Annotated in this window: 22 protein-coding genes and 2 pseudogenes; 8 read left to right on the top strand and 16 right to left on the bottom strand. The window is 73.7% G+C overall.

Annotated elements, in window-relative coordinates; all coding sequences use genetic code 11:
• The 6 genes and pseudogenes from ACWEN3_RS18335 to ACWEN3_RS18310 form a co-directional block, all read right to left on the bottom strand.
• Positions 1-157, bottom strand: a pseudogene (locus ACWEN3_RS18335) (IMP dehydrogenase); the annotation flags it as partial.
• A 219-nt stretch (positions 158-376) separates the two neighbouring features.
• Positions 377-1,087, bottom strand: coding sequence for a VIT1/CCC1 transporter family protein (locus ACWEN3_RS18330; protein ID WP_452971734.1), 711 nt, complete (start codon positions 1,085-1,087; stop codon positions 377-379).
• A 72-nt stretch (positions 1,088-1,159) separates the two neighbouring features.
• Positions 1,160-2,389, bottom strand: a complete 1,230-nt coding sequence (locus ACWEN3_RS18325; protein WP_452971728.1) for an amidohydrolase family protein — start codon at positions 2,387-2,389, stop codon at positions 1,160-1,162.
• Positions 2,386-3,669, bottom strand: a complete 1,284-nt coding sequence (locus tag ACWEN3_RS18320; RefSeq protein WP_452971725.1) for an amidohydrolase family protein — start codon at positions 3,667-3,669, stop codon at positions 2,386-2,388. Before ACWEN3_RS18320 ends, ACWEN3_RS18325 begins: the two co-directional genes overlap by 4 nt.
• Positions 3,670-3,681: 12 nt before the next feature.
• On the bottom strand, positions 3,682-4,566 hold the full coding sequence (locus ACWEN3_RS18315; protein ID WP_452971723.1) for an SDR family NAD(P)-dependent oxidoreductase: 885 nt from the start codon (positions 4,564-4,566) through the stop codon (positions 3,682-3,684).
• Positions 4,566-5,369 (bottom strand): acetoacetate decarboxylase family protein, encoded by an 804-nt coding sequence (locus ACWEN3_RS18310; protein ID WP_452971720.1) that lies wholly within the window; start codon positions 5,367-5,369, stop codon positions 4,566-4,568. The genes ACWEN3_RS18315 and ACWEN3_RS18310 overlap by 1 nt, the downstream gene beginning before the upstream one ends.
• A gap of 117 nt (positions 5,370-5,486) precedes the next feature.
• Between ACWEN3_RS18310 and ACWEN3_RS18305 the strand changes: the two genes are divergently transcribed.
• The 6 genes and pseudogenes from ACWEN3_RS18305 to ACWEN3_RS18280 all read left to right on the top strand — a co-directional run bounded on the left by ACWEN3_RS18305 (position 5,487) and on the right by ACWEN3_RS18280 (position 11,139).
• Positions 5,487-6,122: a TetR/AcrR family transcriptional regulator gene (locus tag ACWEN3_RS18305; RefSeq protein WP_452971718.1), complete on the top strand. Its 636-nt coding sequence runs from the start codon at positions 5,487-5,489 to the stop codon at positions 6,120-6,122.
• A 233-nt stretch (positions 6,123-6,355) separates the two neighbouring features.
• A complete protein-coding gene (locus tag ACWEN3_RS18300) occupies positions 6,356-7,339 on the top strand; it encodes a DEDDh family exonuclease (RefSeq protein ID WP_452971731.1) in 984 nt (327 codons plus the stop codon).
• Between the two features lie 79 nt (positions 7,340-7,418).
• Positions 7,419-7,652: a hypothetical protein gene (locus ACWEN3_RS18295; protein WP_452971716.1), complete on the top strand. Its 234-nt coding sequence runs from the start codon at positions 7,419-7,421 to the stop codon at positions 7,650-7,652.
• Between the two features lie 34 nt (positions 7,653-7,686).
• The gene (locus tag ACWEN3_RS18290; protein WP_452971713.1) at positions 7,687-8,499 is read left to right on the top strand and encodes an SURF1 family cytochrome oxidase biogenesis protein; all 813 of its coding nucleotides are present in this window, start codon (positions 7,687-7,689) and stop codon (positions 8,497-8,499) included.
• 84 nt (positions 8,500-8,583) lie between these two features.
• Positions 8,584-10,378, top strand: a pseudogene (locus ACWEN3_RS18285) (glycoside hydrolase family 15 protein).
• A 5-nt stretch (positions 10,379-10,383) separates the two neighbouring features.
• Positions 10,384-11,139 (top strand): SDR family oxidoreductase, encoded by a 756-nt coding sequence (locus ACWEN3_RS18280; RefSeq protein WP_452971711.1) that lies wholly within the window; start codon positions 10,384-10,386, stop codon positions 11,137-11,139.
• Positions 11,140-11,147: 8 nt separating this feature from the next.
• Here the strand turns inward: ACWEN3_RS18280 and amaP are convergent, their stop codons facing one another.
• From amaP to ACWEN3_RS18255, 5 genes are read right to left on the bottom strand one after another with little or no spacing between them, the layout of a single operon-like run.
• Positions 11,148-11,729 carry an alkaline shock response membrane anchor protein AmaP gene (gene amaP, locus ACWEN3_RS18275; RefSeq protein ID WP_452971709.1) on the bottom strand — a complete coding sequence of 194 codons (582 nt, stop codon included), beginning with the start codon at positions 11,727-11,729 and terminating at the stop codon, positions 11,148-11,150.
• A gap of 6 nt (positions 11,730-11,735) precedes the next feature.
• The gene (locus ACWEN3_RS18270) at positions 11,736-12,344 is read right to left on the bottom strand and encodes a DUF6286 domain-containing protein (RefSeq protein WP_452971706.1); all 609 of its coding nucleotides are present in this window, start codon (positions 12,342-12,344) and stop codon (positions 11,736-11,738) included.
• Positions 12,341-12,712: a hypothetical protein gene (locus ACWEN3_RS18265; RefSeq protein WP_452971704.1), complete on the bottom strand. Its 372-nt coding sequence runs from the start codon at positions 12,710-12,712 to the stop codon at positions 12,341-12,343. Before ACWEN3_RS18265 ends, ACWEN3_RS18270 begins: the two co-directional genes overlap by 4 nt.
• Positions 12,709-12,903 (bottom strand): hypothetical protein, encoded by a 195-nt coding sequence (locus ACWEN3_RS18260; RefSeq protein ID WP_452971701.1) that lies wholly within the window; start codon positions 12,901-12,903, stop codon positions 12,709-12,711. Before ACWEN3_RS18260 ends, ACWEN3_RS18265 begins: the two co-directional genes overlap by 4 nt.
• Positions 12,904-12,944: 41 nt before the next feature.
• On the bottom strand, positions 12,945-13,415 hold the full coding sequence (locus ACWEN3_RS18255) for an Asp23/Gls24 family envelope stress response protein (protein ID WP_452971699.1): 471 nt from the start codon (positions 13,413-13,415) through the stop codon (positions 12,945-12,947).
• A gap of 87 nt (positions 13,416-13,502) precedes the next feature.
• On the opposite strand from ACWEN3_RS18255, the gene ACWEN3_RS18250 reads away from it, so the two are divergent.
• Complete coding sequence (locus ACWEN3_RS18250) at positions 13,503-14,225, top strand: nucleopolyhedrovirus P10 family protein (protein ID WP_452971696.1); 723 nt, start codon at positions 13,503-13,505, stop codon at positions 14,223-14,225.
• A 134-nt stretch (positions 14,226-14,359) separates the two neighbouring features.
• Here the strand turns inward: ACWEN3_RS18250 and ACWEN3_RS18245 are convergent, their stop codons facing one another.
• From ACWEN3_RS18245 to ACWEN3_RS18235, 3 genes are all read right to left on the bottom strand, one after another.
• Complete coding sequence (locus ACWEN3_RS18245) at positions 14,360-15,163, bottom strand: enoyl-CoA hydratase/isomerase family protein (protein ID WP_452971694.1); 804 nt, start codon at positions 15,161-15,163, stop codon at positions 14,360-14,362.
• Positions 15,164-15,291: 128 nt separating this feature from the next.
• Positions 15,292-15,513 carry a helix-turn-helix domain-containing protein gene (locus ACWEN3_RS18240; protein WP_010355597.1) on the bottom strand — a complete coding sequence of 74 codons (222 nt, stop codon included), beginning with the start codon at positions 15,511-15,513 and terminating at the stop codon, positions 15,292-15,294.
• A 335-nt stretch (positions 15,514-15,848) separates the two neighbouring features.
• Positions 15,849-17,447, bottom strand: coding sequence for an ABC-F family ATP-binding cassette domain-containing protein (locus ACWEN3_RS18235; protein ID WP_452971691.1), 1,599 nt, complete (start codon positions 17,445-17,447; stop codon positions 15,849-15,851).
• A 219-nt stretch (positions 17,448-17,666) separates the two neighbouring features.
• On the opposite strand from ACWEN3_RS18235, the gene ACWEN3_RS18230 reads away from it, so the two are divergent.
• Complete coding sequence (locus tag ACWEN3_RS18230) at positions 17,667-18,080, top strand: VOC family protein (protein ID WP_452971688.1); 414 nt, start codon at positions 17,667-17,669, stop codon at positions 18,078-18,080.
• A gap of 16 nt (positions 18,081-18,096) precedes the next feature.
• Here the strand turns inward: ACWEN3_RS18230 and ACWEN3_RS18225 are convergent, their stop codons facing one another.
• Both ACWEN3_RS18225 and ACWEN3_RS18220 read right to left on the bottom strand, forming a co-directional pair.
• Positions 18,097-19,515 carry a hypothetical protein gene (locus ACWEN3_RS18225; protein WP_452971686.1) on the bottom strand — a complete coding sequence of 473 codons (1,419 nt, stop codon included), beginning with the start codon at positions 19,513-19,515 and terminating at the stop codon, positions 18,097-18,099.
• Between the two features lie 168 nt (positions 19,516-19,683).
• On the bottom strand, positions 19,684-20,638 hold a 955-nt coding region (locus tag ACWEN3_RS18220), incomplete at its 5' end, for an alpha/beta fold hydrolase (protein WP_452971684.1).

Here is a 20,638-nt window from a genome sequence, read left to right as displayed (position 1 = left end):
GGTGGTCGTCGGGTTCCTGCCGGTAGGCCCACAGGTCGCTGCCGCAGATGCAGGCGCGCAGCACCCGCACCACGGCGTCGGTGGGCAGCTGCACCACGGGCTCGGGGACGTCCTCCACGCGCATGTCGTAGGGGGCGTGGATGGTGGTGGCGCGCATGGCGAGGGTCCTTCTCGTGCGGGTTCGTACGGTGCGCTCGGGGGGTGGTCGAGCGCACTTCACGGTACGCCGTCGCTGTCACGGCCCGCACGGCCAGGGGGCGGCCCGGCGCGGGCCGGTCCACCGGGGCCCGGGCCGGTGGGGATGCGTGCCGAGGAGGCCGGGACAGGCGCGGCGGCGGAACGGCCGGCCCGGCGCACCGCCGGTTCGGCGAGCGCGTCAGACGCCGGCCGCGCCGAGGAGGCTGCCCGCCGCATAGGTGACCCCCATGGCCAGCGCCCCGCCCACCACGTTGCGCAGCACCGCCCGCTTCGCGTCGGCGGCGCCGAGCCGGGCGCTGCTCCAGCCGGTGAGCACGAGCGCGGCCAGGACGCAGGCGACGGTGACCAGGAGCCGCAGACCGGCCGGGGGCAGGACGATGGCCAGCAGCGGCAGCAGCGCGCCCGCGGTGAAGGCCAGGAAGCTCGCCCAGGCCGCGTGCCAGGGGTTGGTCAGCTCGTCCGGGTCGATGCCCAGCTCCACGCGCGCGTGGGCCCGCAGCGCGTCCCGCTCGGTGAGCTGCTCGGCGGCCTCCCGGGCGACCTCCCGGGACAGGCCGCGGTCCTGCAGCATCTGGGTCAGCTCCCGCAGCTCGGCCTCCGGCTGCTCGCGCAGCTCCCGTTTCTCCGTGGCCAGCGCGGCCAGCTCGGAGTCGCGCTGGGTGGAGACGGAGACGTACTCGCCGGCCGCCATGGACATCGACCCGGCGAGCAGTCCGGCCAGCCCGGCGGTGAGCAGGGCGGCCCGGCTCTGGGTCGCCCCGGCCACGCCGACGACCAGGCCCGCGGTGGAGACGATGCCGTCGTTCGCGCCCAGCACGGCGGCCCGCAGCCAGTTCAGCCGCGAGCCGAGCGCGCCCCCGTGGGTCTCGTCATGGGTGGGTTCCATCACAGCAGAGGATCGCATCCCGGGGGCGCCCGTGCCGCACCGACGCTCTCCGGAGGGCACCGGCCGGACCGGAGGTCACCACACCCGCAGCGACGCCCCCCGCGCGAACACCGGGCTGGTCGCGTCCGGCGGGGGTTCCGCCAGCGGTTCGGCGATCTCCGCGACCGTGGGGCCGGCCTTCGCCGCGACGGCGTCCAGGAGGCCGAGGTCGAAGCCGTAGACGCGGGCCGCGTTGCCGCCGACCATGGCCGCGACCTCCTCGCGCGGCACGCCCGCGTAGGCGAAGCGCAGGGCTTCCCGGGTGTACGGGAACGTGCCCTCGTCGTGCGGGAAGTCGCTGCCCCACATGATCTTGTCGACGCCGATGCGGTCGCGCAGCGGCACCTCGTGGGGGCGCATGAAGCTGGCGCCGACGAAGCAGTTGCCGCGCCACACCTCGGACGGCGGTGCGCCCGTCCCGGCGGCGAGCCCGGCGCCGAACCTGGCCTCCGCCGTGTCCGCCCGCGAGGCCGCCGCGACCAGGCGGCCGTGGTAGTAGTCCAGCATTCCGAGCACCCCGGGGACCCAGCCGGAGCCCTGCTCGGTCAGGACCAGCCGCAGCTCCGGGTGACGGCGGAAGGCGCCGCCGAAGACCAGGTGCCACAGGGCGCGGTGGGAGAACCAGGTCGTCTCCACCATGAAGACCGCACGGGCGGCCGGTTCCTCGCCGAGCGGCGGGGAGGCCGAGCCGGCGTGGTGGTTGACCGGGAGGCCGAGTTCCGCGCAGGCGGCCCAGATCGGGTCGTACGTCCGCGAGTACAGCTCGGGCAGGCCCGATCCCGGCGGGGTGCCGGGCAGCATCAGGCCGCCCCTGAGGCCCGTGGAGGCGGCCCACCGGATCTCCTTGACGGCCTCCTCCACGTCGCCCAGCAGGATCTGGAAGACGCCCGCCCGGCGGCCCGGCGCGGCCGCGCAGAAGTCCGCGAGCCAGCGGTTGTGGGCGCGCAGCCCGGCCCAGCGCCGGGCGAAGTCCTCCGCGCCGGGCGGCGGGGCCATGAGCGAGCTGGACGGGAAGAACGGCGGGATGGTGTTCGGGAAGATCACCTCCGCGACGATCCCGTCCGCCTCCAGCTCCGCGAGGCGCCGCTCGGAGTTCCAGTTCCGGTCGGCGGAGTCGGCGAGCAGGTCCTCGTGGGGGTTGACGTAGGTGGCCGCCCAGACGTCGAAGTCGTCGTGGTGGCGCTTTTCCAGGTACGGCTTGTAGTCCAGCAGGTCGGCGCCGGCGTGGCAGTCGGCGGAGATCACCGTGTAGCGGTCGTCGTTCACCGGGTCACCCCCAGGTCCGGGAAGTCGTGGCCGGTCAGCCAGTGCCGGCCGGTCTCGCGCGAGCGCGCCCAGGACGCCTCCACGGCCGCCTGGTCGGCGCTCTGGCCGAGGTCGGCGGGGGTGGGGCCGATCCGGCGGGCCAGCGGGGCCAGCCGGTCCACGTCGAAGCCGAAGACCTCGGCCGCGGCGAGCCCGAGCATCCGGCGGGTCTCGGCGACGGGGATGTCGTGGAAGGTACGGCGCAGCCACCCGCGCGTGTCGGGCCAGGTGCCCTCGGGGTGCGGGAAGTCGCTGCCCCACAGGATGTTGTCGACGCCGATCTCGTAGCGCTGGGCCAGCTCGCGCCGCTTGGTGTTGGTGGCGCAGACGAACACCTGCCGGTCCAGGTACTCGTGCGGCGGGCGCTTCAGCTCCTCGAACGGCGAGAGTTTCTTGCCGCCGTGCGCGCCGAGGTAGAGGCGGTCCATGAACCACAGCAGGTTCGGCAGCCACCAGCAGCCCGACTCGGCGACGCCGAACCGCAGCCCCGGGTGCCGTTCGAGGACGCCGGACCAGAGCAGGAACCACAGCGGCCGGGCCGGCCACCAGGTGACCTCGGAGACGTAGATGCCGAGGTGGTCGCCGTACTCGTGGCGCGGGGCGGCGCCGGAGTGGGTGAGCACCGGCATGCCGCACTCGGCCGCGGCCGACCACACCGGGTCGTACCGGCGGTCGTGGTACGGCTCCCTGCCTCCCCACATCGCGGGGATCATCAGGGCGCCGAGGCCGGACTCCCGGGCCCGGTGGATCTCGGCCACGGCCTCCCGCGCCGGGGCGGTGACGGGCAGCAGGGCCACCCCGCAGTGCCGTTCGGGGTGTTCGGAGACGAGGTCCGCGAGCCAGCGGTTGTGCGCCCGGGCGCCGGCCATGCCCAGTTCCGGGTCCTGGTCGCCGCTCAGGCCGAGCCCCACGCCGAAGGGGGCGGCGGTGCGGCTGTCGACGGCGTCGGCGTCCGGGAAGACGACCTCGGCGGCCACGCCGTCGCCGTCCAGCTCCTTCAGCCTCTGCGCGCTGTCCCAGCCGCCCCGCAGGCCCTCCTCGTTGTCGTGGAACCACTGGTCGGCGAAGGCCTCGTTGCGGACGCCCAGCCGGGTCATCTCCTCGCGGCGCCGGTCGCGGCCCGCGAGGAACTCGTCGAAGTCCCGGTGGAAGCGGGACTCCAGGTAGGGCCGGTACCGCTCGGTGGGCAGCCCGGCGTGGCAGTCGGAGGAGATGATCAGGTACGGGTCCTGGTCGGTCACGGGGACCCCCCTTCAGTCCAGGACGAAGCTCTCCAGGTACGACGGGTTCGCGCGGTCCAGCATCGACCGCGCCCGCGCGCGGATCTGCGCGTCGCTGTGCTCGCTCTCGGGCAGCAGCCAGAAGCGGTCCGCGCGGATGCCGGTCACGACGAGGTCGGCGACCTCCTCGACGGGCGTGAAGCGGACCTCCCGGCCGGCCGCGCGCATGGCCGCCTCCCACTGGTCGAGGCTGCGGTACGGGGTGCGGCGCGGGCGCTCCTTGGCGTAGCGGGCGGGCCGGTTGCGGTGCGACTCCCACAGGCCGGTGCGCAGCATGTGCGGGCCCGGGAAGAGCACCGAGGCGCCCACGCGCGCGTGCTCGGCCCTCAGGTGGGCGTAGAGGGACTCGGTCATGGTGACGACGGCGGCCTTGGTGACCGCGTACACGGAGGCGGTCGGCAGGGGCGCGATGCCGCCGTCACCGGAGGACGTATTGACCACGTGGCCGGGTTGACCCGACTTGATCATCCTCGGCAGGAACGCCTGGACGCCGTGGAAGACGCCCCACACGTTGACGGCGAACGCCCACTTCCAGTCGTTGGGCTCGTGCTCCCACATGCGGCCCTCGGCGCCGGACCCGACGCCCGCGTTGTTGCACAGCACGTGCACGGCGCCGTAGGTGTCGTACGCGGACTCGGCCAGTGCCACGACCTGTTCGCGTACGCCGACGTCGGCCACGCGCGCGTGCACGTCGGCGCCGTCGGCGCGCAGGTCCGCCGCGGCCTTCTCCAGGGCGGCCGGCTCGACGTCGGCGAGGACCACCTTCAGGCCCTCGGCGGCGAACCGCCGGGCCAGCGCGAGGCCGATCCCGCTCGCCGCACCGGTGACGACGGCGACCTGTCCCGCTTCGAGGTCCATCAGCGGCTCCCCTCGGGCGGCGCGTCGAGGACCTGGAGGGGGTCGTCGTAGCGCTGGTGGACGTACGGCAGCAGGGCCTGCGCGTCGACCCGCTCGACGACCCGGCCGCTCTGGTCGCTGGTCTTCTCGCCGACGATGATCTCCGGCGGGCGCAGCACCGGCAGATCGGCCACGGGGTCGTACGGCGACTCGCGCAGGACGACCTCGCCGGTGACCCGCTCCAGCCGGCGGACCTTCTCGTGGCGCACGCAGTGCACGAGCACGGGGTCGGTGTCGAAGCCGGAACCGTCCACGGCGGGAAGGAACTTGAAGTAGAAGTCCGTCCTGCGGGCGGGCTCCGGCAGGGGCAGGTCCCCGGCGACCGTGCCGCACACCTCCACGAACGTGACGCCGTGACGTGTCAGCGACGCGCGCACGTCGCGTCCGTCGCGCTCGACGGTCACCTCGCCGAGTTTCTTGGGCTCCCCGAAGACCTCGCGGCCGCCGGTGAGGGCGCGCTCGTGGGTCATCGGCATGACCAGCGGGTACCAGCCCTCGACCGTGCCGTGGGCGGCGGCGACCGCGAACGAGCCCGCGCCGAGCGGGTGTCCGGGCAGGGCGACCTCGCTGATGTTCACACGGACGAGCGGGCTGCCGGTGGGTTTCAGGGGTGGCGGCAGCACCGCCGCGACCGCGTCCGGGTCGGTCTCCCAGACGGCCACCACCCCGGTGGACCAGAGGTCGGGAAGCCGCGCGCCCGCGGTGCGCGTGGCGGCGATCTCCCACTCGGTCCGTGCTCCGTACCGTACGCGTGCGCGTGCCATACGCCGTACCGCCCTTCTTCCGATCCTTCGACGTATCTGACGGACCGTCATGTAACACAGTTACAGCAGACCTCGTGTGGGGTAAAGACGTGTGTGCGTACGGGAGTTGGGGGGATCATGCCGAACGGGACGAGGAGTGCGCTGAGCCGGGAGGCGGTGCTGGACGCGGCCGCCGGACTGGTGCGGCAGCACGGTCCGGACGGCCTCACCATGCGCGGACTGGCCGCCGAGCTGGGCACCGCCGTGACGTCGATCTACTGGCACGTCGGCGGCCGGGAGGCGCTGCTCGACGCGCTCGTGGAGCGGACCGTGGCCGGGCTCGGCGAGATCCGCCCGTCCGGGCGCACGCCCGAGGAGCGCGTGGTTCGCGTGGCCCGCGCCCTGCGCCGGCAACTGCGTGACCATCCGCACCTGGTGGCCCTGGTGCACGAGCGGGGCCTGACCGAGCGGATGTTCCTGCCCGCCCAGCAGGCCCTGGTGCGCGAGGCGCACGCGGCCGGGCTGCGCGGTGCGCGGGCCGCCGAGTTCGTCCGGGCGGTGCAGTTCCAGGTCGTCGGCCATGTGCTGGTCGAGCGCAACCGCGAGCGGGCCCCCGCGCAGCACCCCGGCGAGCAGGAGCTGTGGAGCGCAGGGACCGCCGGGGACGACCCCGCGCTGGCCCGCGCGCTGGCCCGTCCGGTGGACACGGAACGGCTGTTCCTGACGACCGTACGGGCCCTGGTGCGGTCCCTGCTGACGCCGGGCGGAGGATGACGGGCGCCCTCGGCCGCCGGGTCGGCGGACGGCTGCGGCCCGGCTCCGCCGGCGGCCGGGGATCCGGTCGCCGCGCCGGGGTGACGCCCTCCGGTCCGGCCCGAACTGTCCTGCGCCCACCCGCTTCCGGGCGCGCACACGTGTGCGGCGACCGAGCGGGCGGCCGGGCCGGGCCCGTGCCGCCGGCACCTGAGGGACGGCGCTGTCAGTCGCGGCCCGTATCCTCAATGACCATGCTCGAAGACCGTGCGACCGCAGTGTCCTCCGCCACCCAGTGGCCGGCCGCGTATCCGAACGGATACGCGGTCGTTGACGTGGAGACCACCGGCCTGGCCCGGAACGACCGGATCATCTCGGCGGCCGTCTACCGGCTGGACGCGCGCGGCGAGGTCGAGGACCACTGGTACACCCTGGTCAACCCGGAGCGCGATCCGGGACCCGTGTGGATACACGGTCTGACGAGCGAGGTGCTGGAAGGGGCGCCGCTGTTCGCGGACGTCGCCGAGGAGTTCGCCGCCCGCCTGGACGGCCGGGTGCTCGTCGCGCACAACGCCGTCTTCGACTGGCAGATGATCGCGCGTGAGTACGCGCGCGTGGAGCGCGAGGCGCCGGTGCGCCAGCGGCTGTGCACCATCGCGCTGTCGAAGGAGCTGGCGCTGCCGCTGCCCAACCACAAGCTGGAGTCGCTGGCGGCGCACTTCGGGGTGGTGCAGCAGCGGGCGCACCACGCCCTGGACGACGCGCGGGTGCTGGCTGAGGCGTTCCGGCCCAGCCTGCGGGCCGCCGCGGCGGGCGGCGTACGGCTGCCCCTGCTGGAGTGCCGCCCGCTGACGGAGTGGTCGGACCGGCCGGTGCCCCGGCAGTCGTCCGGCGGCTACGGCGGCTACCGGCCCGGCAGTTGGCGCCCCTCGCGCAAAAGGCCCGTATGCCCCCACCCTAACCCGGGGCGCTACGAAGACGGCAAAAACCTCAAACAGGGCATGCGGGTGGCGTTCTCCGGCGACACCTCGACCGAGCGGGAGCTGCTGGAGGACCGGGCCACGGAGGCCGGGCTGCACGTGGCGTCCAGCATCTCCCGGCTGACCAGCCTGCTGGTGACCAACGACCCCGACTCCGGCACCTCCAAGACGGTCAAGGCGCGCCAGTACGGCACCCCGGTCGTCGACGAGGCCGCGTTCGGGCAGCTGCTCAGGGATGTCGAGCCCGCCGGCGAATGATCGTGCGAACGGGTGATTGGCACACGACTCACCCGTCGCCCGCTCGCCCGCCCGTCCGCGACCGCTCACCCTGTGGCGCATGGCGACATGCGAAGTTTGCGGCAATGACTACGGAATGACCTTCGAGGTCCACGCACAGGGCTCGGTGCACGTCTTCGACTGCTTCTCCTGTGCGATCCACCGCATGGCCCCGATCTGCGAGCACTGCCGGGTGCAGATCATCGGGCAGGGCGTTGAGGTGGAGGGCCACTGGTACTGCGGCGCGCACTGCGCCCGCGCGGAAGGGAGGACGGGAGTCGTCGACCGGGTGTGACCCGGTACCCGCCCGATTGCACCCCGCGGCCCGGATGTACCGTCGTGGGGTGCACCGCTACCGCTTCCTGTTGTCCCGCCAGTGGGTGATCCTCACGATCGTCGCGATCGCGCTGATCCCGACGATGATAAGGCTGGGCTTCTGGCAGCAGCACCGTTACCAGGAGCGCACCGCCCGGAACAACCTGGTCTCCGCCGCGTTGCACGCCAGGCCCGTCCCGGTCGAGGAACTGTCCTCCCCCGGACACGCCGTGACCCGCACGGAGAGGTACCGCACGGTCACCGCGACCGGCACCTTCGACACCGCGCGCGAGGAAGTGGTCCGGCGCCGGACCAACTCCGACGACGAGGTCGGCTTCCACGTGCTCACCCCGTTCGTCCTCACCGACGGCAGGGTGCTGCTGGTCAACCGCGGCTGGATCCCGGCGAACGGCGCGCAGACCGCCTTCCCGAAGGTCCCCGCCCCGCCGGCCGGCCGGACCACCGTCACCGGGCGGCTGATGGCCGACGAGACGACCGAGGCGAGCGGCATCAAGAACGTGCAGGGCCTCCCCGACCGCCAGATCATGCTGATCAACAGCACGCAGGAGGCGCACCGGCTCGGCGCGCGGGTGCTCGGCGGCTACGTCGAGCAGACGGCGCCCACGCCCAAGAGCGGCTCCCCGGAGCAGATCTCCGACCCGGGCAGCGAGGACGCTCCGCTGAACTACGCGTACATGATCCAGTGGTGGCTGTTCGCCGCGGGCGTCCCCGTCGGCTGGTGGTTCCTGGTCCGCCGCGAGATCCGCGAACGTGAGGAGGCCGCCGCGAAGGCGGCGGCGAAGGAGAGCGAACCGGCCGCCGTATGAGCCCGGTCCGGGCCCGCGCGACCGGCCTCACTCCCTCGGCGCACCACCTGATTGGCCCCCTGGCGCCCAGGGAAGCCGCATCCCGTGGACGCGCGCATCGAGGACTACGCCCTCATCGGTGACGAGCAGACCGCGGCCCTGGTCGGCGGGGACGGCTCGATCGACTGGCTGTGCCTGCCCCGCTTCGACTCCGCCGCGTGCTTCGCCAGGCTGCTGGGCGAGGAGGACCACGGCCACTGGCGGATCGCCCCCCGAGGGCGCGGACCGCTGCGCCCGGCGCGCCTACCGGCCCGACACCCTCGTCCTGGACACCGAGTGGGAGACCGCCGACGGCACGGTCCGCGTCACCGACCTGATGCCGCAGCGCGAACACGCCCCCGACGTCGTCCGCATCGTCGAGGGGCTCGGCGGCCGGGTCACCGTCCGCAGCACGCTGCGCCTCCGCTTCGACTACGGCTCGGTCATGCCGTGGATGCGCCGCTCCGACGCCCACCGGGTGGCGGTCGCGGGCCCGGACTCGGTGTGGCTGCGCACCGAACCGGCCGTGCGCACCTGGGGCGAGGAGTACGGCACCCACTCCGAGTTCACCGTCGGCGAGGGCGAGCGGGTCGCGTTCGTCCTCACCTGGCACCCCTCGCACGAACCGCGCCCGCGGCTCGTCGACCCGTTCGAGGCGCTGGAGAGCAGCGTCGCCGACTGGCGGCGCTGGGCCCGGCGGTGCCGCTACGAGGGCCCCTACCGGGACGCGGTCGTACGGTCCCTGATCACCCTCAAGGCCCTCACCTACGCGCCGACCGGCGGGATCGTCGCCGCGGCCACCACCTCGCTGCCCGAGGAGCGGGGCGGCGTGCGCAACTGGGACTACCGGTACTGCTGGCTGCGCGACTCCACCCTCACCCTCGGCGCGCTGCTCACCGCCGGCTACCACGAGGAGGCCGAGGCCTGGCGGGACTGGCTGCTGCGCGCGGTCGCGGGCGCCCCGGCCGACCTCCAGATCATGTACGGCGTCGCGGGCGAGCGGCGGCTGCCGGAGACCGAGCTGCCCTGGCTGCCCGGCTTCGCCGGCTCCGCCCCCGTACGGACCGGCAACCGCGCCGTGGAGCAGCTCCAGCTCGACGTGTACGGCGAGGTGATGGACTCGCTGTCACTGGCCCGCAGCGCGGGCCTGCCCACCCTGCCGCACATGTGGGCCATCCAGCGCTCGCTGATGGAGTTCCTGAAGTCGGCGTGGCGGCAGCCGGACGAAGGTCTGTGGGAGGTGCGCGGCGGCCGGCGCCACTTCGTGCACTCCAAGGTGATGGTGTGGGTGGCCGCCGACCGGGCCGTGCGCACGCTGGAGCGGCACCCGGACCTCCCCGGCGATCCGGACGGCTGGCGCGGACTGCGCGACGAGGTGCACCGGGAGGTCTGCGAGAAGGGCTACGACCCCGAACGCAACACCTTCACCCAGTACTACGGCTCCCGCGAACTCGACGCCGCGCTGCTGCTCATCCCGCGCGTCGGCTTCCTGCCCCCGGACGACCCCCGGGTCGTCGGCACGGTCGACGCGATCCGCGACGACCTCGGCCACGGCGGCTTCCTGCGCCGGTACGACACCGAGGCCTCCGGCGGCTCGGCCGTCGACGGACTGCCGGGCGGCGAGGGCGCCTTCCTGGCCTGCTCGTTCTGGCTGGCCGACGCGCTGCACCTGACCGGCCGGACGAAGGAGGCACGGGAGCTGTTCGACCGGCTGGTGGGCGTGGCCAACGACGTGGGCCTGCTCGCCGAGGAGTACGACCCTCACGCCGGCCGCCAGCTCGGCAACTTCCCCCAGGCCTTCAGCCATCTCGGCCTGGTGAACACCGCCCTCACGCTGTTCGGGGACGACGAGGCAGGATAGGAACCATGGATCTTGGACTGAAGGACCGGGTGTACATCGTCACCGGAGCCACGCGCGGACTGGGCAACGCCGCCGCGCGGGAGCTCGTCGCCGACGGGGCGAAGGTGGTGATCACCGGCCGGGACGAGAAGCGGGTGGCCGACGCCGCCGCCGAACTGGGCCCGAACGCGCTGGGGATGGCCGTGGACAACGCCGACGCGGAGGCTCCCGAGCGGCTGATCGCGGCCGCCCGCGAGCACTTCGGCGGCTTCCACGGGGTGCTGGTGAGCGTGGGCGGCCCGCCGCCCGGGTTCGTCGCCGACAACACCGACGAGCAGTGGCGCAACGCGTTCGAGTCGGTGTTCCTCGGCGCGGTGCGGCTCGCTCGCGCGGCGGCGGCCGAGCTGGAGGAGGGCGGCGTGATCGGGTTCGTGCTGTCCGGCTCGGTGCACGAGCCGATCCCGGCGCTGACCATCTCCAACGGACTGCGGCCGGGGCTCGCCGGGTTCGCCAAGTCCCTCGCGGACGAGCTGGGGCCGCGGGGGATCCGCGTGGTGGGGCTGCTGCCCGCGCGGATCGACACGGACCGGGTGCGCGAGCTGGACGGGCTGTCGGCGGATCCCGAGGCCACCCGGGCCGCCAACGAGTCCCGGATCCCGCTGCGGCGGTACGGGGCGCCGGAGGAGTTCGGGAGGGTCTCGGCGTTCCTGCTGTCTCCGGCGGCCTCCTATCTGACGGGGATCATGCTGCCGGTGGACGGCGGGATGCGGCACGGCTTCTGAGGCGGCCGTCAAGTCACCCGTTCCGCACGGTGTTTGACCGCCCTCAGCCGTACCTCCGCCGGGAGTGAGGCGAGTCCGGCCGACTCACGCGCGTGGGCCAGCGCCCGGGCGGTGAAGTCGTGCAGGGCCGCCCCCGGGTCCACCTCCGGCTCCAGCTCCAGCCCGGCCCTCGCCGTGGGGCCGGTACGACGGCCGCGCAGCAGGATCCGGGCGTGGGCCACGCCCGGTTGCGCGGCCGCGTCCTCCGTGAGGGCGCTCTCCAGGGCCTTGCCCCGCAGGAGGGCGCCCTCGCCGTCGCCGGTGTCGATGTGGACCTCGGACAGGCGGTGCCGACGCAGGACCGCCGTCAGCCACCACAGGGCCAGCAGGACGATCACGGCCAGGGCGGCGATGACGGCCGGCCACCACCAGCCGGTGTTCCGCCAGTGGGTGCGCTCGGCCCGGGTGAGCAGCACGTCGTGCGGGCCTGACTGGATCCACCAGGAGGGCGGCCGCACACCGAGGCCGACGGCCAGCACCGCCCCGCCGAGCACGAGCAGGACCAGACCGACCAGGCCCAGCAGGACGCGGTTGACGCGGCCTTTGCGCATGCGCCCTCACCCCTTCCGTCCGGGCCGTGCCACGCGCAGGGAGAGCTTGGGCGGGCGGGTCAGGCCGAGGCCCCGGATCGCCTCGTTCAGCGTGGCGAGCAGGTCGGCGCGCACCTCGTCCAGGTCGCGGAAGTGCGAGACGGCACGGACGCGGGCCTTCTTCCGGCGCACCCGCACCCGTACCGCCCGTACGCCGGACAGTTCCATGGCCCGGTCGCGGAGCACCTGTGCCGCCGCGTCCCGGCGGAGCGCGGCGCGGACCTCGGGGTGCGGGCGCCGCATGGACAGCAGGGCGCGCAGGCCGGGGGTGACCGCGAGGGCGATCAGCCACAGGCCGAGGGCGGCGGCGACGGCCGCGCCGGCCAGCACGTAGGTGTCGTCCAGCGGCCGTTCGGCCAGTTGCCGGGCGAGTGACCGGCGCCAGCGCATCGCGGGGTGGTGGGCACGTACGGCGGCGATGTCGTAGAGCAGCAGGCCCGCGCCGCCCAGGATCAGGGCGGCGACGATGCCCGCGGGGACGCGGCGCGGCGACCAGAAGCGGCCGCTGCCGCCCAGGTCGGGCGGGGCGGCGGCGGGTGGCTTGTCGAGAGTGGTGGTGCTCCGTTCCTCGCTCATGACGCCCTCCCCGGTCCGGCCGGCGGGTGCAGCCGCTCGATGCGGACGGTGACCTCGGACACCGTCATGTCCACCAACGTGCCTACCCGCTCGGTGACTTGACGACGCACGGCGGCGCAGCGGGCGGCGATGTCGCAGGGGTAGCCGAGTTCGAGGTTCACCCGGACGCGGGCCGCGTCATGGCGGATCACCACCGTGGCGTGCGGCGCGGCGGCGTCCGCGGGCCCCGGGGCGAGTGCTTCTCGGGCCGCCTGCGAGGCGATCTTCGCCACCACCCGGTCGGCGATCCGGGTGGCGCCGCGTTCGCCCGGCGGCACGGGGGCCGGCGGGCGGCGCAGCGTGCCGGTCTCGGCGGTCACCCCGGTCACCGCTGCCGGTCGCGCCGGCCGTCGCGGGTGCGGAAGAGATCCCCGAGATCGAGGTCGCCCTCCGCGAACCGGCCGACGACGAACCCTACGGCCCCAAGCGCCGCCACCAGCAGGAAGGCACCGAAACCGCCGAAGTATCCGGCGAAGCCCAGCGCCATTCCGGCGATCATGCCGACCATGGCCATGCTCATGCAGCGCTCCTCAGCTCGTCACGGGTTCGGGGTCCGGGGGCTCACTGGATCCGAGGCTCCGGTTCCTCTTCCTCTTCCTCGGGCAGCTTGACGTCGCTGACCGCGATGTTGACCTCGACGACCTCGAGTCCGGTCATGCGTTCCACCGAGGCGATCACGTTCTCCCGCACGGCGCGGGCGACATCGCCGATCGAGACGCCGTAGTCCACCACGATCTCCAGGTCGAGCGCGGTCTGCACCTCGCCGACCTCGGCCTTCACCCCCCGGGTCACCGACTTGGCGCCGCCGGGCACCCGGTCGCGCACCGCGCCGAAGGTGCGGGCGAAGCCGCTGCCCATGGCGTGCACGCCGACCACGTCCCGGGCGGCGAGTCCTGCGATCTTCTCCACCACGCCGTCGGCGATCGTCGTCCGTCCCCTGGTCGCCGGATCGCCGCCGCCGCGCCGGACGGCCTTCCGTGTCGTCGTCTGCGGCTCGGGTTCGCCTTCGGGAGTCGTCGTCATGTCGGTCATCGCCGTACGTCCCTTTCGGTCGTCGTCCTTCGACCACGGTAAGCAAGGTTGCTCGGCTGCGCGCCGGGGATGCGGCAGGCTGGAGGAATGACGGACGCGTGGACACAGGTCGTACGGCAACAGGTGGGGCTCGGCAGGCTGCTGCCGCTCGGCGGGCCGCGCGACGGCGCGTGGATCGCCGAGGGGGCGGCCAGGGCGGTACTGGGGCGCGCGGCGGCGGCCGGGGTCCCCGGCGTGCGGCTGGGCACGCTGCGGATCGCGCTCGCCGATCCGGGGGACGTGCGCGAGCCGGTGGTCCCGGCTCCGCCGAGCGCGTTGCCGCCGGGGGCCCTTCGGGTGACGGCGGACTTCGCGGCGACGCCGGCCGAGCCGCTGCCGGAGGCGGCTGCCCGGCTGCGGCTGGCCCTGGCGACGGCCGCGGCGCAGCTGCTCGGCCTCGACGTGGCGGAGGTGGACCTCCGGGTCACGGAGCTGCTGGAGGATGGCGGTCAGCCACCGGCGGCGGTACGCCCGCCACGGCCGCCGGCGGCCCGTGAGACCACGGATCCGGACGAGGCCCTGGCTGCCGCCGCCGCCCTGGCCGTCCCCGGGGTCACGCGCCTGACGGGATCGCTGGGCGGGCTGGGCCGGGCGGTGCACTTCACGGAGCGCCTGGACGACACCGCGCTCCCCCACCGGCACGTCCGCGTGGAACTCGCGGCCGGCCCCGACCACCGCACCGTGGACGTGGCCCGGCACGTCCGCACGGCCGTACGAGACGCCCTGCCGGACCGCCCGACGGTGGCGGTACTGGTGACAGCGGTCGACTGACCCGGCCTACCTGCCATGGTCGTACCCGCGACGCGGTCGACGACACACACTGCCGCCCGGTCAGCGGCCTACCGCCCGTAGCCGTACCAATTGTCCGCGCCACCCACCCGGTCAGTGGCTCACGCGTCAGCGGCTCACTCGCCGATGCCCGCCAGGTCGCGCAGGCGGCGGGCCTGGGCGGCTCGTTCGGCTGCGCGCTGCTCGTCGTAGGTGCGGTCGACGGCGCCGCGCAGCAACGCCTTGGTCTCCACCACGGCGTCCCGAGGCGCGGCCAGCAGCGCCGCGGCCAGGTCCCGTGCCGCGTCGTCCAGTTGGCCCGCGGGCACGGCGATGCTGGCGAGGCCGCTCGCCACCGCCTCGTCGGCCTGGACGAACCGCCCGGTCGCGCAGATCTCCAGCGCACGGGCGTACCCGACCAGACCCACCAGCGGATGCGTGCCGGTCAGGTCCGGGACGATGCCGAGGCTGGTCTCGCGCATGGCGAACTGCACGTCGTCCGCCACGACCCGAAGGTCGCAGGCGAGCGCGAGCTGGAAGCCGGCACCGATGGCGTGCCCCTGGACGGCGGCGATGGACACGATGTCGCTGCGCCGCCACCAGGTGAACGCCTCCTGGAATTCAGCGATGGTCGCGTCGAGCCCGGCGTCGTCACGGCGCGCGAGTTCGGTGAAGGTCGGCTCGCCCGGGATCCCCTCCGGAGTGAACATCTGCCGGTCCAGCCCGGCGGAGAAGGACTTGCCCTCGCCGCGCAGCACCACGACGCGGACGGACCCCGGCAGCAGCCGGCCGGCCTCGGTGAGCGCACGCCACAGGGCGGGGCTCTGCGCGTTGCGCTTGGCCGGATTGGTCAGCGTCACCGTGGCGAGCGTGTCGTCGACGGTGAGCCGTACGCCGTCCTTGTCGAGTACAGGAGCGAGGTCCTGGTCGGGCGAAGCCATGGGGCGCCTCCGATGGGTGCGGTCATCACGCATTGCCGTACGGCATGCTAAGTGACTGCACAGTAACCACCCGGTCGGTCAGGCCGCCGACCGGGTGGCCACCATCGAAGCCGATGGGCCGCCCGGAGTCAGGACGTAGCGGCCTTCTTGCCCCGGGTCGCTCCGCCACGCCCACGCAGCGTGACGCCCGACTCGCTGAGCATCCGGTGTACGAAGCCATACGAGCGGCCGGTCTCCTCGGCCAGCGCCCGGATGCTCGCACCGGAGTCGTACTTCTTCTTCAGGTCTGCCGCGAGCTTGTCGCGCGCGGCGCCGGTCACCCGGCTGCCCTTCTTCAGAGTCTCGGCCACCCGTGCCTCCTCATGGGAAGTGCGCTCTGGTCTCCTCATGATCACCCCTCCGGGGCGTGATGGCCACCCATTCGGCAAGGTCCGTGAGACATCGTTGTGACGACAGGAGCTGATCCCCACAAGTGGAATGGGACATTCCAGGACGTCGTGTCCAAGGGGCCGAACGGGTGGATTCGCGAAGTGCCAGGTCAGAGACGCGAAGCGGCCGATCCCTTGTCCGCCAAGGGATCGGCCGCGAAATCGGTGTACGACACACCTCGATACGAGGAGATCTCACACAGATGATGGATCACGGATCGGCCGAATGATCCATACGCAGTGGATCAGTCCTTCGATCACGCCAGGGCGACGAGGTCCGCGTAGTCGGAGCCCCACAGGTCCTCGACGCCGTCGGGCAGCAGGATGATCCGCTCGGGCTGCAGCGCGTCGACGGCGCCCTCGTCGTGGGTGACGAGGACGACCGCGCCCTTGTAGGTGCGCAGGGCGCCGAGGATCTCCTCGCGGCTCGCGGGGTCGAGGTTGTTGGTCGGCTCGTCGAGGAGCAGCACGTTCGCCGAGGAGACCACCAGCGTGGCCAGGGCGAGCCGGGTCTTCTCGCCGCCCGAGAGGACCCCGGCCGGCTTGTCGACGTCGTCGCCGGAGAACAGGAACGAGCCGAGCACCTTGCGGACCTCGACCAGGTCCATGTCGGGGGCGGCCGAGCGCATGTTCTCCAGGACGGTGCGGCCGGGGTCCAGGGTCTCGTGCTCCTGGGCGTAGTAGCCGAGCTTGAGGCCGTGACCGGGGACGACCTCGCCGGTGTCCGGCTGCTCCACGCCGCCGAGCAGACGCAGCAGGGTGGTCTTGCCGGCGCCGTTCAGACCGAGGATGACGACCCTGGAGCCCTTGTCGATGGCCAGGTCGACGTCGGTGAAGATCTCCAGGGAGCCGTACGACTTCGACAGGCCCTCGGCCATCAGCGGGGTCTTGCCGCAGGCCGCGGGCTCCGGGAAGCGGAGCTTGGCGACCTTGTCGGACTGGCGGACCGCCTCCAGGCCGGAGAGCAGCTTGTCGGCGCGACGGGCCATGTTCTGCGCGGCGACCGTCTTGGTGGCCTTGGCGCGCATCTTGTCGGCCTGCGCGTTGAGGGCGGCGGCCTTCTTCTCGGCGTTGGCCCGCTCCCGCTTGCGGCGCTTCTCGTCGGCCTCGCGCTGCTGCTGGTAGAGCTTCCAGCCCATGTTGTAGACGTCGATCTGGGAGCGGTTGGCGTCCAGGTAGAACACCTTGTTGACGACCGTCTCGACCAGGTCGACGTCGTGGGAGATCACGATGAAGCCGCCGCGGTAGGTCTTCAGGTAGTCGCGCAGCCAGATGATCGAGTCCGCGTCGAGGTGGTTGGTCGGCTCGTCCAGGAGCAGCGTGTCGGCGTCGGAGAACAGGATCCGGGCCAGCTCGATACGGCGGCGCTGACCACCGGAGAGGGTGTGCAGCGGCTGGCCGAGCACGCGGTCGGGCAGGTTCAGCGCGGCGGCGATGGTGGCGGCCTCGGCCTCGGCGGAGTACCCGCCCTTGGTGAGGAACTCCGTCTCCTGGCGCTCGTACTGCCTGAGGGCCTTCTCGCGGGTGGCGCCCTTGCCGCTGGCGATGCGCTCCTCGTTCTCGCGCATCTTGCGGATCAGCACGTCGAGGCCGCGCGCGGAGAGGATGCGGTCGCTGGCGAGGACGTCCAGGTCGCCGGTGCGGGGGTCCTGCGGGAGGTAGCCGACCTCGCCGGAGCGGGTGATGGTGCCGCCGGCGGGGATGCCCTCGCCGGCCAGGCACTTGGTGAGAGTGGTCTTGCCTGCGCCGTTGCGGCCGACGAGGCCGATGCGGTCGCCCTTGGCGACACGGAAGGTGGCGTTCTCGATGAGGACGCGCGCACCGGCGCGCAGCTCGATACCGGAGGCGGAGATCACGGACAGACTCCAGGACGTACAGGGATTGGCGGGTGGGCGGCTGAGGACGTTCCCGCCGTCTAATGCGCGAGGAGAATGGCCATGGGAGAAGTCTAACGGGGCCGTGCAAGCGGTTTTTCTACGTCCGCACGTTCGGGCCGTTCGGGCGGGGGCGTTGTCAGTGGCGGCTGCGAGACTCGGTGGGAGGCCACGGAACCGGTACACGAAGGAGTGATCGGCATGGCAGGCACGGGCGGTGGACGGCCGAGCGTCTGTCCCACGCTGCTGTACGCGGACGCGAAGGCGGCGATCAGGCAGCTCACGGAGGCCCTCGGCTTCACCGAGCTGTCGGTGTACGAGACGGAGAACGGCACGGTGATGCACGCCGAGCTGGTCCAGGGCAACGGCGCGGTGATGCTCGGCTCCAAGGGCCGCGGCGGTCTCTTCGACGCGGCGATGAAGGACGCGGGACCCGCCGGGGTGTACGTCGTGGTGGACGACGTGGACGCCCACCACCAGCGGGCCGTGGAGCACGGGGTGGAGATCCTCATGCCCCCGACGGACCAGGACTACGGCTCGCGGGACTACATGGCCCGGGACGCCGAGGGCAACATCTGGAGCTTCGGGACGTACGCCCCCGAGATCGGCGCCTGAGCCTCCCCCGCGCCGCTCACCCCCCGGTGTGCACCTGGAAGGCGGCCCGGCGCACGGCCTTGGCCAGGGCCGGGTCGGGGTGGGCGGCGGCGAGGGCGACCAGGACCTGCACGGTGCGCGGGTGACCGACGGCGCGGACCTCGTCGAGCAGCTGGGGGACGGTGGGCTGCACCGCGGACTCCAGGTGCCGGACCAGCATCGGCGCCTCACCGTGGTCGGCGACGGCGGCGGCGGTGTCCACCCACAGCCAGGTGGCCTCGTCGCGGGTGAGGACCTCGTGGGCGTCCTCGGGGTCGACGCCGTCGTGCTCGGCGAGCCACAGCAGGGCGTACGGCCGCAGCGCCGGCTCCTCGACGACGGACCGCACGTCGGGCTCGGCGGGGGCGCCGACGACGCGCAGCGCCTCGAAGGCCAGGCCGCGCAGCAGGGCGTCCTCGCCGCGGGCGGCGTCGATCAGCTGGGTGACGGCGCTGCCGACGGTGCGGGCGGCGAGCCAGGCGCGGTACTCGGCGCGGGCCGCGTTGGGGCGGAGCTGGGCGCAGCCGCGGAGCATGTCCTCGGCGGACTGCTCGATGTTGCCCGCGGGGCTCTGCGCGGCCACGCAGATCTGCTCCAGCTTGACCCAGACCGCCCAGCTGCCCAGCGGGGTGAGGGTGGCCTGGCCGTCGCCGCAGGTGAGGGCGCCGACCACGCCGAGCGCCTGGAGCGCCCAGTCGAGGAGGGGCGCGAGGGGGGCGTCCGCGGCGGGCGCGGGGTCGGCGGGGGCCGCCGCGCCGGCGGGCCGCTCGGTGCCGGGCTCGTAGGAGATCTCGCAGCGCTCGGTGCGCAGTTCGGTGACGCGCTGCTGGAGCAGGTCCAGGAGCTGCTCGACCGGGACGGGGCCGGCGGACAGCTGGAGGAAGGAGAGCACCTGGGGCATGGCCGAGACGACCTCGGCGACGGCGGCCGGCTCGTGTCCCGCGGGTTCGGGGCAGGCGAGCGACCAGGCGTCGAAGAGGGCGACCCAGCCCCGCAGCACGGCGCTGTCGTCACGGTCCCAGGCGCGCAGCCGCCAGCCGGGGCGCGCGCTGTCACCGTGCACCTCGACGAGTCCGGCGAGCCGTGCGGTGTCCCAGTGGGCGCGGATCCGGCCGGTGCTCAGGCCGAGGTCGGCCGCGGCGCGTTCGGCCGTCGTGTCGGAGAGGGTGGCCTTGCCGTCGGCGGTGGCGTCGTCGCGGCCGGGGCCGAGGGCGGTGTCGGCCCAGCGGGCGACGCGGACCGCGCCGGCCAGCCCGGTGCGGGCCATTCCGGCCAGTTCCGCGGGGGCCGGGGTGCCCTCCGGCGGCCGGGGTGAGGGGCGGCGCGGGCGCCGCTGGTTCACAGCTCTGGGGGCGGCGGCCAGGGGTCGCGGTCGGACGAGTCGAAGCCTGGAGTCGCGCGGGATACGGGACGTCACGGGTGCAGTCTTCCGGTTGACGGTCCGAAAACCCAAACGGAATGTCACGGCGGGCGACGGGGCTGGCCAACGCACCGGTTCCGGTGCGGGCCGGGTGGATGGGATCCGGCCGGTCGTACGACCTTAAACGGAACGGCCGGGACCGGTCCGGACCCGGGTGCGGGACCCTCACATCAGCGGGGTCAGGAAGCGGCGCAGGCGCTCCTCGTACTCCTTCGGGTCCGGGTTCCACATCGCCGCGTGCGGGGCGTTCCGCACGGTGTGCAGGGCGATCCGGTCGGGGCGGCGGGCGGCGAGGCGGCGGGAGAACTCGAAGGGCGCCACCTGGTCGTCGGGGCCGTGGATGATCAGCGTCGGCACGGTGAGCCGGTCGGGGTCGGTGATCTCGGCGACCCGGTCGGCGTGCAGCCCGGCCCGGCCCTGGGCGGCCCGCACCGCGAGCGGCAGCAGCGGCTGCGGGGTGTGGCGGGCCTGGGCGAGGGCGCGCAGCGTGGCCTCCCAGCTGAGCACCGGCGAGTCGAGGACCAGCCCGGCGACGCGTTCACGGACCGCGGAGTGCTCGGCGGCGCGCAGGGCCGCCGTGGCGCCGGTGGACCAGCCGAGCAGGACCACCCTGCGGGCGCCGTAGCGGACGGCGTAGCGGATCGCCGCGTCCACGTCCCGCCACTCGGTCTCGCCGAGGTGGTTCAGGCCGTCCGGGGGGCGCGGGGCGCCGAGGTCGCCGCGGTAGGCGAGCGCGAGGACCGGCAGGCGGCGGCCGTGCAGGAAGCCCATGAGGTTCATGGCGTGCTCACGGGTGGTGCCCAGGCCGTGCACGGCGATCACCCAGGTGTCCCGGTCGCCGGGCACGAACCAGGCGGGCAGGGCGCCGAGTTCCCCGGGCACGTCGACGTCGGCGTGGTCGAGGCCGAGGGCGGCGCCCGGGTTGCCGACGTACAGGTTCGGGGTGAGCCAGACGGTGTCGCCGGGGGCGAGGGCGCCGTGCGTGACGCGGTCGAGGCGGCGCACGACGGTGTCGGCGGTGTGCCGGGCCGCCTCCAGGACGCCCAGTTCCGCCGAGGTCAGGGCGCCGTTGTCGGAGGCGAGCAGCGCGGCGAAGACCCGGGCCGGCATGCGCGGCACG

Source organism: Streptomyces sp. NPDC004561 (genome assembly GCF_053602155.1).
The sequence above is the reverse complement of the archived record's forward strand: the minus strand, read 5'-3'. Positions and strand labels throughout refer to the sequence as shown.